This is a genomic window from Chryseobacterium shigense (assembly GCF_900156575.1).
Classification (GTDB): Bacteria; Bacteroidota; Bacteroidia; order Flavobacteriales; family Weeksellaceae; genus Chryseobacterium; species Chryseobacterium shigense.
The window spans coordinates 651,620-664,343 of record NZ_FTNY01000001.1; the positions used below are offsets into that span (position 1 = coordinate 651,620).

At 38.3% G+C, this 12,724-nt stretch carries 11 protein-coding genes; 3 read left to right on the top strand and 8 right to left on the bottom strand.

Features of this window, described 5'->3' with window-relative positions; all coding sequences use genetic code 11:
* Nucleotides 1-8 precede the first annotated feature (8 nt).
* Nucleotides 9-518, bottom strand: a complete 510-nt coding sequence (locus tag BW964_RS03035) for an RNA polymerase sigma factor (protein WP_076504576.1) — start codon at nucleotides 516-518, stop codon at nucleotides 9-11.
* A 156-nt stretch (nucleotides 519-674) separates the two neighbouring features.
* Nucleotides 675-2,303 carry an NADP-dependent glyceraldehyde-3-phosphate dehydrogenase gene (locus BW964_RS03040; RefSeq protein WP_076504578.1) on the bottom strand — a complete coding sequence of 543 codons (1,629 nt, stop codon included), beginning with the start codon at nucleotides 2,301-2,303 and terminating at the stop codon, nucleotides 675-677.
* A gap of 177 nt (nucleotides 2,304-2,480) precedes the next feature.
* Here BW964_RS03040 and tpx point away from each other — a divergent pair, with 177 nt between their 5' ends.
* Nucleotides 2,481-3,041 carry a thiol peroxidase gene (gene tpx, locus BW964_RS03045; RefSeq protein ID WP_084175547.1) on the top strand — a complete coding sequence of 187 codons (561 nt, stop codon included), beginning with the start codon at nucleotides 2,481-2,483 and terminating at the stop codon, nucleotides 3,039-3,041.
* Nucleotides 3,042-3,570: 529 nt separating this feature from the next.
* Nucleotides 3,571-3,945: a helix-turn-helix transcriptional regulator gene (locus BW964_RS03055; RefSeq protein WP_076504582.1), complete on the top strand. Its 375-nt coding sequence runs from the start codon at nucleotides 3,571-3,573 to the stop codon at nucleotides 3,943-3,945.
* A 314-nt stretch (nucleotides 3,946-4,259) separates the two neighbouring features.
* Here the strand turns inward: BW964_RS03055 and BW964_RS03060 are convergent, their stop codons facing one another.
* Entirely contained in the window at nucleotides 4,260-4,961 is a 702-nt protein-coding gene (locus BW964_RS03060) for a DUF6261 family protein (RefSeq protein ID WP_076504583.1), read from the bottom strand.
* Between the two features lie 324 nt (nucleotides 4,962-5,285).
* Here BW964_RS03060 and BW964_RS03065 point away from each other — a divergent pair, with 324 nt between their 5' ends.
* A complete protein-coding gene (locus tag BW964_RS03065) occupies nucleotides 5,286-6,071 on the top strand; it encodes a hypothetical protein (RefSeq protein WP_076504585.1) in 786 nt (261 codons plus the stop codon).
* 85 nt (nucleotides 6,072-6,156) lie between these two features.
* Here BW964_RS03065 and BW964_RS03070 read toward each other — a convergent pair whose 3' ends face one another.
* The 5 genes from BW964_RS03070 to BW964_RS03090 form a co-directional block, all read right to left on the bottom strand.
* A complete protein-coding gene (locus tag BW964_RS03070; protein ID WP_076504587.1) occupies nucleotides 6,157-6,615 on the bottom strand; it encodes a hypothetical protein in 459 nt (152 codons plus the stop codon).
* A 91-nt stretch (nucleotides 6,616-6,706) separates the two neighbouring features.
* Nucleotides 6,707-8,692 (bottom strand): urocanate hydratase, encoded by a 1,986-nt coding sequence (locus tag BW964_RS03075; protein WP_076504588.1) that lies wholly within the window; start codon nucleotides 8,690-8,692, stop codon nucleotides 6,707-6,709.
* A 669-nt stretch (nucleotides 8,693-9,361) separates the two neighbouring features.
* Nucleotides 9,362-9,799 (bottom strand): endonuclease domain-containing protein, encoded by a 438-nt coding sequence (locus BW964_RS03080; RefSeq protein WP_076505429.1) that lies wholly within the window; start codon nucleotides 9,797-9,799, stop codon nucleotides 9,362-9,364.
* A 157-nt stretch (nucleotides 9,800-9,956) separates the two neighbouring features.
* Nucleotides 9,957-10,247: a hypothetical protein gene (locus tag BW964_RS03085; protein WP_076504590.1), complete on the bottom strand. Its 291-nt coding sequence runs from the start codon at nucleotides 10,245-10,247 to the stop codon at nucleotides 9,957-9,959.
* Nucleotides 10,248-10,333: 86 nt separating this feature from the next.
* Nucleotides 10,334-12,697: an outer membrane beta-barrel family protein gene (locus BW964_RS03090; protein WP_076504592.1), complete on the bottom strand. Its 2,364-nt coding sequence runs from the start codon at nucleotides 12,695-12,697 to the stop codon at nucleotides 10,334-10,336.
* Nucleotides 12,698-12,724 lie beyond the last annotated feature (27 nt).

Genomic DNA, 12,724 nt, shown 5'->3' on the forward strand with positions numbered 1-12,724 from the left:
TTTTGTTTTTAAATCTTGCTATTCCTTTGCTTTTCAATGATTTCCTTCAGTTTCACCTTGGCCCTGTTGAGCTTTACACGGGCATTCACTTCCGTGATTCCCAACTGAAGGGCGATCTTTTTTCCGGAAAAATCTTCCAGAAAGAAGAAGATTAATGCTTTATCTATAGGACTAAGCTGGTGGATAGCCTCATACATGAGTTTCATATTTTTATCATCTGCATCATTATAAGATTCGTGCGGAACAACAAGATTCTCAACCCCTTGATTTTGTATAAAACTCCGCTTTTTTTCACTCCGCAAAAATACAATGGCAGTATTGAGCGCTGTGCGGTAGAGCCATGTAGAGAAGTCACTTCTCCTCTGGAAATCTCCGTATGATTTCCAGGCCTGATAAATGATCTCCTGATAAAGATCATTCTGATCATCCTGATCGTCCATATACATTTTAGAGATCTTGAAGATAACACCTTTATGTTTCTCAATTTTCTCTAAAAACTCTTTTTCCATTAAAGACATGCTCGAAACTCTATACGTAAAGCCGTATTTTGATAAAAATACCGCTTTTTTTTAACACAAAAATTAAAACTCTATGTCTCAAAGTACAAAATCCTCAAAAAATAAAGAAATTTATTGAGGATTAATATTTTATGTTAAATAGAAGAAACAATCCGTCTAGAAAATATAGTCTGTACTTAGAAAATTAGAATCATGTTCTCTCACAATGGTATTTAATAATTTCTTATTGGAATCCGTCAGTTTTGCAGCTACCAGAGATCTTATGGAGAATGAACGGAGGGCATCAAAAACAGAAAGTGTACCTTCTGCACTGTCTTTTCGCCCTGTAAACGGAAAAACATCCGGTCCGCGCTGCGCCTGACAATTGATGTTCACACGGCTTACCAGATTCACAAAAGGATCAATTAATCTGGAAACCTCCTGCGGATCTTCACTGAAAATGCTCACCTGCATCCCATGTGAAGCATTGACCTGATAATCTATAGGTTCTTCCAGGTCTTCAAACGGAACCACAGGAATCACAGGACCGAACTGTTCTTCGTGGTATAATTTCATATCACTATTCACCGGATACACTACAGCAGGAAAGACAAAAGATTCTTCTGTAAATCCTCCGTTTTCATTTAAAACCTTCCCTCCTTTTGCTAAAGCATCTTCAATACATTCTTTCAGATAAGAAGGTTTATTCACTTCGGGAAGTGGCGTTACTTTCACATCCTTTTCCCACGGCAGCCCTGGTTTTAGTGCAGAAACTGCTGCACTTAATTTTGCTGTAAATTCCTCGGCAATTTCTTTTTGAACAAATATCAGTTTAAGAGCAGTGCAACGCTGTCCGTTGAAAGATAGAGCTCCCAGAATGCATTCACTTACAGCCACATCCAGATTCGCATTTTTAGTTACAATGGCAGCATTTTTAGCATCAAGACTGAGGATGGCGCGCAGGCGGTTCACTTTAGGATGGAGTTTCTTCAAGCCATTGGCTACTTTACTGGACCCGATAAAGGCAAGAACATTTACCTTTCCGCTTTCCATAATCGGGGTGATGATCTCCGAACCTTTGCCATAAAGCGTGTTCACCGTTCCTTTCGGGAAGGCTTCTTTAAAGGCATTCAGTAATGGGTAATGCGCCAAAACGCCATGCTTTGGAAGTTTAAATAAGATCGTATTTCCCATGATCAGTGCAGGAATCAGGGTAGTAAAGATCTCATTCAAAGGATAATTGAATGGCCCCATACTTAGAACGACACCCAGAGGAGCTCTTCTGATCTGCGCAATCGTTCCTTCTGCTTCCTGAAAACGGGAAGACTCTCTGTCCAGATCTTTCAGGGCATCAATGGTTTGATTGATATAATCTACCGTTCTGTCGAATTCCTTGGTAGAATCGGCCAGCGTTTTTCCGATTTCCCACATCAGCAGTTTGATGACCAGATCACGCTGCTCAATCATGAGGTACACAAACTTCTGCATACATTTGATTCGCCCTTCTACAGACATCGTTGGCCATTCTCCCAGACCATTATCATAGGCTTTTACGGAAGCTTCAAGAACGTCCATCGCTTCTTTGGGCGTGATATTGGGAATACTTCCGAGAAGTTTTCTTTCCAGACCATTTTCTGTAGGGACACAGACGGGAGAATAGATATTCTGCACCTCCCCTTTCCATTCTACCAGTTCCCCATTCAGAAGATAGACCTTCTGGTGAATCTCGGGAACTTTATATTCTTCGGGAATATCGTTTTCGTTTTTAAAAATATCTTGAAATAACGGCTTGTTGACTGAATTCATAAATTTTTATTTTTTTGATAACTGAATGTGATTCTAAAATTATATAGAATAAAGGTAGCCGATAAAATTGATTTTAAAAAGAGACCGTTGATAGATTTGCTCTATGTATCGGGTATTTGAATTAAAATTAATAAACGGAGACTAAAAAAAGAATAATTTTGTTCAAAATAAAATGTCATGTTTTCAAAAATAATTTTCAGTACGTTATTTCTTCTTTCAGTAGGTACTTTCGCTCAGAAGAATACAGTGATGATGGGAGGAAAACCAGTCCACACCTACGCCAAATTGCCGGCAGTGAATAAGGCAGCGCCCAAGTTTACCCTTACGGACGTTACGATGAAAGATCAGACTCTGGATTCTTACAAAGGAAAATTCATCATTCTTAATATTTTCCCAAGCGTAGATACGGGCGTTTGCTCGGCCTCGGTCCATCATTTCAATGAAGATGCGGCCAATATCCCCAATACGGTGGTTCTTTGTATTTCCAAAGATTTACCTTTTGCCCAAAAAAGATTTTGTGGTGCAGAAGGAATCAAGAATGTGGTGATGCTTTCTGATTTCCGATCTGATTTCGGAAAGACGTATGGCGTAGAAATCACAGATTCTGTGATGAAAGGCCTGTTAAGCAGAGCCGTTGTGGTGATCGATCCTTCAGGAAAGATAGTGTATGAGGAGCAGGTGGATGATATTTCGCATGAGCCGAATTATGAAGCGGCTATAGCAGCGGTGAAAAAGTAAGACTTACTTTTAAAATAATTTTAAATGGGCTCCGGCGATCTTCGATCGCCGGAGCTTGTTATTTTTTTAGCTTTTCTTTCTGATGATTTATCACAAGGTTCGGGAATTTTTCTCAGCGCGAATATCCATGTCAAGGTTTTGAACCTTGACATGGATGATCATTCTTATAATTTAACGTAAGGTTTGGGAAATTTTTTCAGTGCGAATATCCATGTCAACGTTTTGAACCTTGACATGGATTATTAGCAGCAGGACCTATTAAAAAGAATATTTTAAAGTACACGGATTTCATCTCCGATCAAACGGAATATCATCCATTTCACCATGAATACTTAGCTGAAAATCTTTGATTTTCTTGCCCCTTCCATATCCATACAAAATAAAAAAACATTGCGCCTTTGCGATTTCCCAACAAAACCAACCATACCCTTTGATCTGAACAAAAAAAGAATGATAAAATCTCACCCTCAAAAACCCTCACCTCTGTTTTTTTTGCGTAATATTTTGCATATTTGTAAAAAATACAGCTATGCAAAAAGAAAAACTACGCGACGTACGAAAAAGAAAAGGCATCACGCAGCAGCAAATCGCTGATATCATTGCTACAGATGTCTCCAACTACAGCAGAAAAGAAAGCGGAGATGTAAGCATCCGAAAAGAAGAATGGGAAAAAATTGCCCGTTTTCTGGAAGTTCCTTTGGAAGATATTTATCAGGAAGAGGAAGCTAAACAGATCAACCATTTTGATAATATTACTTCAAGCAGTAGCTTTGGAAATAATATAAGCGGTAATTATTACTGCAATGTCCCGGAATATCTTCTGGAAAGCCAGAGAGACCTTATCCAGATCCTGAAAAAGGAGAACAAAAGGCTGGAGGAAGAACTGAAAAAGTATAAAAAATAAGGAGTTTCTAACCTTTATTTGTTTTGAACCATTAAGAACATTTAAGGTATTAAGGGTCGTTAATAAACATCAAAGATGTTTTATAAAGCGTGACGCTTATTATTTCTAAACCGCGAAAATACCCTTAATGATTCCTGCCGTCATGGCGAGGAGTGCAGCGACTAAGCAATCTCAATCTCCACCTTCCCGAAATCTTCGATTTTCTTGCCCCTTACCTCATCATTTAGCCTAAAAAACTTTCGCCTTTGCGATGCTCCAACGATAAGAAATACAAAAAACTCAGCGCTGTGCTGAGTTTTTTGGGTTCTATTGTTTTAAGATGGTTTTTCCTGCTTTGAACTTAAGACAGAAGAGTTTTTGGCGGCCTTTACCAATTCATTGACATCATTGTAGAAAAGTTCCCAACCCGGAACGTTTTTCATCACGGTTAATAAACTGATATACGTTTTCAGTTTTTTTTCCAGATCCTTTCGGATGGCCGATGCGCTTTTCATCTGGCGAAGATCTGCATTAATCCCTGCCTGTTCAGAAAACAGCGTTTCAAAAGCTTCATGTTTGGCTTTCATATCAGCCAATGCGGTTTCCAGAGCAAGGCTTCTGATTTTGTGCATATTTTCGGAACTTTCCAGGGTTTCGATCAGCTTTTTCATTTGGGCAGTCTGGGAAGAATAGCTTCTTCGGTCCAGATCCAGCCCGAAAGTTTTAAATACTTGGTAGAGGTTTTCCGCCAGCTGATAATTGGCGGCAGAAGATAGCTTCCGGTACCCGTTCAGGAATGCCTTCATCCTGGTGTACGCAACATCTCTTTCATGGTCCAGCGCGGCAACGTCTTTTCCTTTCCCGCTGTAGACCTGTTTGGTATACACCTTATCGTATTCGGTATAGGAAGCCTGCAAATCTGCAAGCAGCGGATGGTGGGCAATAACCGGATATTTCCCCGACTGGGCATTTGAAATGGTTCTCTGAGCTAAAGTCGCAAGATCTTTAGTACTCAGCTTGGTGAGTGAAATTTTCATACGCTTTTTTGTGTATTGGTTAGTGAATTGATGGTGATTTTCAGAATCAAATATATTAAAAAGTCGTTAGGTTACAAACAGTCTTGCGCGTGATCTCCGGAGTACTTCTGTGGCTTCCTGCATGTTGCGGGAGACTTCCGGAGTCCTCCGGAGATTAGAAACAGGTTTGTTTTAAAGTTCCGGAGGAGTACGGTGGTTTGTTTTAATAGTGGGTGGGAGTTGCGGAGGGGTTGGGTGGGTGATTTGGTGATTGATTATGGGAAACCATAATTATCAACTATTTCAAATAATTACATTTGAAAAGTTATAATTGATTACAAACATATGCAGAAAACAACTTTACTATTAATTCTAGGATTTTTTTCACTTACAAATTGTAAAAAGTCTAATACTGATGCAAATATCAATTTAGATACATTAGTTCTAAATAATGATCATGAAATTGATTCATTAAAGATGTACGGATTTAATGATTCAAATTTGGACAAGAAAATATATGAAATAAAAGGTGAAAATATTTTTCTTAGAGATGGTCCAGGAAAAAAATATAATAAGTTGATAAACCAAAAAGCAACAGATATTATTGGAGAAACTCAATACATGCAAGTTGATTATACTTGTACTATTTCAATTGAACAAGAAAAAAATAATTGGGCCAAGGTAAGAATTGTAGAGCCTTCTCATCTATCTGCAACGCATTATGGGTGGATCCCATTACAAAATATTATCAAAGATGATAGTCAGATTCCTAGTGTAAATTTATCTCAATTAAAATATGAGATAATTTCAACAACCGAAAATAATATTAGTAAAAACTACAATATCTATCTTGATATAAATAATTTATCAAAAGATGAAATATCAAGTTTTGTGAAAAAGTTTAGAGAAAAGAATTGCTCAGTTTGCACAATAAGTATCTTTGACACAAAATCAATCAAGAATTTAATAGATATATATCCGTTAAGTAAAAGTGAATATCTACGCTTTGCTGATCATTTTGTTGCCTGGTCTACATTTGATGTCCCAAAATTAGTTAGCTTCTATCCTTTTCAAGATTCAAAATATAAAGAATATGGTGGTAAAAACTTTAAAGAACAAAAAATGAAATAAATTAATTCCAGAAATATAATATTAGCTTCCCCAAAAAAACCTGCAACATAGCAGGTTTTTCTATATCTAAAAATTAAACTATTATCTAATCCCCATCCCCACCAATAGAACTAAACTCCTGCGTAGAATAATGTAAGAAAAACAACACCAGTAAGTCATCAACAGATTCATCAACCTCAGCGTGATAAATAGGATATTTAAGTTTCTTTTTCTCTTCGGTTATGACTTCTATTAAGAGTTTTCCTTTTTCAAATAGCTGATTGGTTTTACTCAATTTAAAATTATAAATCCTAACATCGGCTCCGGACTTAATAATTCTTTCCTTCCCCAAATCTGTAAAATAAATGACGCCTTTGGAATTAAAAAGTTCGGCATCGTTCTTCAGAAAACCCACATTTTTGATATCATAGCTTCTGGAATTAAAAATGATATAATGTCCTGAAGAAAAAAACTTATTGAGTTCTACAATCCTCCCAATCTCTTTTTGATCTTCTGAAACTAAGACAAGTTGTTTGTTGTTAATTTGTGCGGTATATTTTTTCAACTATTTTTAGGCTTAAGATGTATATAAAAATAAAAAAACTTTGCTATAAAAATACAGCAAAGTTGTTTAGTATGATTTAATTTCTGTTGAATTAAAACAGATTCTCATCCACAAAATTCGGAAGCGTCACTTTCAGATTGGGTTCTGCTTCCATGGCTCTTTTAATGGCAAAAACCGCGCCTTCATTTCTGGCCCAGCTTCTTCTGGAAATTCCGTTGTTCACGTCCCAGAAGAGCATAGATTTCAGTCTTCGGTCTGCTTCATCACTACCGTCCAGCAGCATTCCGAAACCACCATTGATCACTTCACCCCAGCCTACTCCACCACCGTTGTGGATAGATACCCAGGTAGCCCCACGGAAACTGTCGCCAATCACGTTGTGAATCGCCATATCTGCGGTAAATCTTGAGCCGTCATAGATATTGGAAGTCTCTCTGTAAGGGGAATCTGTACCGGAAACATCGTGATGGTCTCTTCCCAAAACAACAGGCCCGATCTCCCCGTTTTTAATGGCATTATTGAAAGCTTCAGCAATCTTCATTCTTCCTTCTGCATCTGCATAAAGGATTCTTGCCTGTGAACCTACCACCAGTTTGTTTTCCTGAGCGCCTTTGATCCACTGGATATTGTCTTTCATCTGCTGCTGAATCTCTTCCGGAGAGTTTTTCACCATCTCCTCCAACACAGCGCATGCAATATCATCAGTTTTCTGCAAGTCTTCCGGATTTCCGCTGGCACATACCCAACGAAACGGCCCAAAACCATAATCGAAACACATAGGTCCCATAATATCCTGAACATAGCTAGGATATTTGAATTCTCTTCCCAACGTAGGATTTTCAGCCATTACATCTGCTCCGGCTCTTGAAGCTTCGAGTAAAAAGGCATTTCCGTAATCAAAGAAGTACGTTCCCTTCTGCGTGTGTTTATTGATCGCAGCGGCGTGTCTTCTTAAGGTTTCCTGAACTTTTTCTTTAAACAATTCAGGATTTTCAGCCATCATCGCATTCGATTCTTCAAAACTCTGACCCGCCGGATAATAGCCACCAGCCCAAGGATTATGAAGCGATGTCTGATCTGACCCGATATCGATTTTTAAGTTTTTCTCATCAAATTTCTCCCAAACCTCAACAATGTTTCCAAGGTAAGCAAGAGAAACGGTTTCCTTATTTTCCTGAGCTTTTCTTACTCTCTCTATCAGTTCCTCTATATTCTCATAAATCTCATTCACCCACTTCTGGTCGTGACGGATTTTAGTGATCTTTGGATTCACTTCAGCACATACCGTGATACAGCCTGCAATATTTCCTGCTTTGGGCTGCGCACCACTCATCCCGCCCAATCCTGAAGTGACGAAAAGGCCTCCCTGCGGTTCTTTTTTAATCTTTCTGAAAGCATTCAGTACCGTGATCGTTGTTCCATGAACAATTCCCTGCGGACCAATATACATGTAACTTCCCGCAGTCATCTGCCCATATTGGGTAACGCCTAAAGCATTGAATTTCTCCCAATCATCCGGCTTGGAATAATTAGGAATCATCATTCCGTTCGTTACCACTACTCTGGGTGCATCTTTATGCGACGGGAAAAGACCCATCGGATGGCCGGAATACATGGTTAAAGTCTGCTCGTCCGTCATTTCAGACAGATACTTCATCGTCAGAAGATATTGCGCCCAGTTGGAGAATACTGCTCCGTTTCCTCCATAGGTTATCAGTTCATGAGGATGCTGCGCCACTGCATAATCCAGGTTATTCTGAATCATCAGCATAATAGCTTTTGCCTGCTCCGATTTCCCGGGATAATCTGCGATAGATCTCGCCTTCATCTCATAATCCGGACGGAATCTGTACATATAAATTCTCCCGTATTTCTCAAGTTCCTCTCTAAATTCAGGCAACAATTCTGCATGAAACTGAGGTTCGAAATACCGTAAAGCATTTTTCAGAGCAAGCTTTTTCTCTTCCTCACCTAAAATTTCTTTACGCTTCGGTGCATGGTTGATGTTGGTTTCGTATGGTTTAGGCTGTGGCAGCTGATTCGGAATCCCCTGCTGTATCTGTTCTTGAAATGTCATATTGCTATCTAGTTCAATGTTTAGAATTCAACGTTTTGAAGTTTTAAAGATATTCAAATTAGAAAATATAGGCAAGGGAATTTGAGGATGTCTTTATCCACAAATACCGACCACCACAAAAACACCGACTGAAAATTCCCCTCCCACGGAGGGGTGGATTGAGAAATTTATAAAATTTTGAAAGACGGGGTGGTTACGAAGTAATGGGTTTGTTGAAAGTGAGTGTTTGCTTTAGTACCACCCCGTCTTCTCCTTTCAGGAGAATCCACCCCTCCGGAGGAGGGGAATGATGGTCGTCGTAGAATAGATGGTTTTCCTAAATATATGACTCGTTGATACACAAACCACCTGTAGATAACAACTGTAATAAAAACACCAACTGAAGATTCCCCTCCCACGGAGGGGTGGATTGAGAAATTCTATAAATTTCGCAAGACGGGGTGGTTACGAAGTAATGGGTTTGTTGAAAGTGAGTGTTTGCTTTTTGACCACCCCGTCTTCTCCTTTCAGGAGAATCCACCCCTCCGGAGGAGGGGAATGATACTCGTCGTAGAATAGATGGTTTTCCTAAATATAGGACTCAGTGATACACGTGCCACCTGTAGATAATGACTGTAATAAAAACACCAACCGAAGATTCCCCTCCCACGGAGGGGTGGATTGCGAGATTTATAAAATTTTGTAAGACGGGGTGGTCCCAAAATGTTCAATAATAAAATACTCCAGCTCCTTCATCACTACATACAAATTATTCTTTACATCAAAATCCGTAGTCCTGAAAACCAGAAGTCCTAAAGATTCAAGGTATTCCTGCCTGATTCCGTCATAAACTTGCTTTTCATCATGGCTGGAACCGTCGATCTCAACAATTAGCCCTAAAGTTTTTACATAGAAATCCACGATATAATTTCCGATGATTCTTTGTCTGTCAAAATCAATGTGATGAAAAGTTCGGGCCCGAACTTTTTTCCAGAAAAGAACCTCACTTAAAATACGTGCTTTCCGTTTTTCTTTTAGTAATACTATTAAATGGGGATTAAAAGGTAGGTTTTCTACGAAGTTCCTTTGGATGGGAACGCCTTGGATGTGGGTTAAGATTTCTTTCATTGTTTGTGTATTTGTTTTTTGACCACCCCGTCTTCTCCTTTTAGTCGAATCCACCCCTCCGGAGGAGGGGAATGATATTCGTCGCAGAATAGATGGTTTTCAAAAATAAAAAAACCTTACTGATTTCAGTAAGGTTTGTATGTTGTACGCTTAGAATTTAGGTTAAAACATCGTCATTTTCTTCTTCGTGGTCATCTTCATTATCGCTGGTGCTCCAATAGTTGTTTTCTTCATCCTCAGATCCTATTTCCTCCATATCGTCATCATCTTCAGTACCGGGAATATCCAGGCCTTTATCTATTTTGTCATCGTCCTCTTCATTGAGGATGGGATTTCCGTCACCGTCGAGCGGAATATGTTTTTCCTTATTGAATATATCTTCATTAGGATTATAATCCATCTCTTCCAGCTTTCTTTTTTGTTCGTTGGTATTGTCTTCTGGTGTCATAATATTAGTATTTAATGTGAGCGATATAGATCAAAAACGGTTCCAACCTGTCTTTTTATGGTCGTGGATTTACAAAAATATGATCCCTAGTTCGCGAGATCGTTATTATTTATTTTTCGCTGGGTACTTTTAATTTCATCTTTGAGCTTTCCGAATTTATAAGTGACATTGAAGCCGAAAGATCTGTAATAGTCTCTGCTGTAGTTATTCTGCTCGAATGTACCTCCAAATGTTTCTGTAACTGATTTTCTATAGGTGTTAAACGGATTATTGATAAAGGCTGAAAAGTAAATTTTATTGGCAAGAATACTTTTACTGACCCTAAAGGACGAACCGATATAAGCATTGGTGGTACTTTGTAAACCTGCGGGCATTTTGCTGTTGATCTCCAGGTTTGAACTGACCGTCCAGCTATTTTCAAACTGATAACTGGCAGACAGGTACATATAGTAAGTAAACAGATTATTTTCTACAGTTGATTCATTCACTTTTCCACTGATGAAAAACATGGCGGCATTTCCATTAATGCTCAGATTCAGCTTTTTTGTGACGGGATAATTGAAGTAGTAGTCAAGCCCTACTCTGCTTGCTTTACTTGAATTTTCAAAAGTCGTTTTTGTGATATGGGTAACCGGATCATAGGTGGAAACCCTAAGATCAATTTTATTGGAAAAGGAATAGGAAAGTCCTACGTTCAGGTTTACTTTTTTATTGTAGGAATAGCTGGTCATGATATCATTGTTCACTACGGATTTTAAATAGGGATTTCCGCTTATTTCAAAATAAGGATTTGATTGGTTGACAAATGGATTTAACCGAATGATTCCCGGTCTTTTGATCCTCTGGGAGAAACCAAAACTGATGCTGTGATTGTCTTTCCAGGTTTTCCCTATTGAAATATTCGGGATCCAATTGAAATAGTTTTGATCAACTGCGGTATTGGTAGAGGTAAAATTCACATCAGTGGCTGTACTTTCTGCTCTTAAACCGGTTTGAAAATTCCAGTTGAATAAGGAAAATTTTGCAGACCCATAAGCGCCGTAAATGTTTTGTCTGTTGACGAACTCATCCGAGTTATTTCCATTGTCCGGAACTGAAATATAGTTGCTGCTGTTTTTCCTCAGAATGGCTTTCAACCCAGTTTCGAACGTTATTTTCTTTATATTTTTCACAAAATCGATTTGAAAAGTATGTTCACTATTCCGGTTGGCATTATGCTGATCAATCCTGTTTGATACATTGGTGATCCGGTTCTGAATATCTGAAACAGCGTTTATATCGTAGTCGTAACTATTGAATTTATAAGACAGGGTTAAAAGTTGGCTTTTATCATGTTTAAAACCAATCTGATAATTAGCAGAAGCTTCAAAACCTTTTCCTTTACTTTCAGAATGGTTGTTGGAATTATTATTTTCTAAAAGAGCATTCTGCTGATAAAAATAAGAATCCAGAATATCGTGAGATTTGCTGTTCGAAAGATTTGAGCCCAACTGTACATTCAGCAATTGTAAACTGTCTATTTCATAACTTACATTGGCATTAAAATATCCGCCATTACCTTTGTTTGAAGTTCTGCCATCCTGTTGCAGCCTGATGGAAGCCGTATTCTGATGATTGTGATTGTCTATTTTAGGATTGTTTCTCAGAAAACCACCGCCGTATGCAGAAATACCCAGTTTTTTATGTTTCATATTCAGAGAAAATCCTATATTTTCTTCCTGTTTGGGAAATTTCGCTCCAAAATTAACCGAGGCATTATACCCATCATTCATCTTTTTTGTAGTTATGATATTGATAACTCCGGAAGCTCCTTCTGCATCGTATTTTGAGGATGGATTGGTAATGATCTCAATATTCTGAATGGTACTGGCGGGAATACTTTTCAATACTTCTTTTGCATTGGTATTGAGAAGCTGGGTTTCTTTACCGTTGATTAGTATTTTAAAATTGGTATTCCCTTTGAACAGGATATTTTCATTGGCATCTGCGGACAAATAGGGTAATTTTTTCATCATTTCGATGGCATTTTTTGACCTGCTTTCGGGATCGGCCTGAATGTCATACACCAAACCGTCTATCTTATTCCTTATCAATGGCTTTTTGAGGTTGATCACTACTTCTTTAATCGATGTTTCCCTGTTGAGCAATAAGATTCCAAAATCTGTTTGATCTGCTTTAATTCTGACCGTTCTAGATCCGAATTCTGAACTTGTGACAAGCAGTTGAAGATTCGTGATATCCTCTTTAACGGGGATTAAAAATGTTCCGTTTTCTTTTGAAATTTCCGTTTGAATAATATGATGGTCCTTATCAAGAATTTTTAAAGACGCAAAAGGAACTGCTTTGCCTGAAACAGAATCTTTTACCGTGCCAGAGAATACTTTCTGGGCACATAAACGGTCTGCAAAAAGCAGAAAAATAAAAATTAAAAATGCATATATACGTTTCATAACAGGTTAGATTAAGGGCATAAAAAT

Excerpts from the sequence above, each read along its gene's own strand:
- BW964_RS03035 (WP_076504576.1), bottom strand. The coding sequence starts at position 518 with ATGTCTTTAATGGAAAAAGAGTTTTTAGAGAAAATTGAGAAACATAAA.
- BW964_RS03040 (WP_076504578.1), bottom strand. The coding sequence starts at position 2,303 with ATGAATTCAGTCAACAAGCCGTTATTTCAAGATATTTTTAAAAACGAA.
- tpx (WP_084175547.1), top strand. The coding sequence starts at position 2,481 with ATGTTTTCAAAAATAATTTTCAGTACGTTATTTCTTCTTTCAGTAGGT.
- BW964_RS03055 (WP_076504582.1), top strand. The coding sequence starts at position 3,571 with ATGCAAAAAGAAAAACTACGCGACGTACGAAAAAGAAAAGGCATCACG.
- BW964_RS03060 (WP_076504583.1), bottom strand. The coding sequence starts at position 4,961 with ATGAAAATTTCACTCACCAAGCTGAGTACTAAAGATCTTGCGACTTTA.
- BW964_RS03065 (WP_076504585.1), top strand. The coding sequence starts at position 5,286 with ATGCAGAAAACAACTTTACTATTAATTCTAGGATTTTTTTCACTTACA.
- BW964_RS03075 (WP_076504588.1), bottom strand. The coding sequence starts at position 8,692 with ATGACATTTCAAGAACAGATACAGCAGGGGATTCCGAATCAGCTGCCA.
- BW964_RS03080 (WP_076505429.1), bottom strand. The coding sequence starts at position 9,799 with ATGAAAGAAATCTTAACCCACATCCAAGGCGTTCCCATCCAAAGGAAC.
- BW964_RS03085 (WP_076504590.1), bottom strand. The coding sequence starts at position 10,247 with ATGACACCAGAAGACAATACCAACGAACAAAAAAGAAAGCTGGAAGAG.
- BW964_RS03090 (WP_076504592.1), bottom strand. The coding sequence starts at position 12,697 with ATGAAACGTATATATGCATTTTTAATTTTTATTTTTCTGCTTTTTGCA.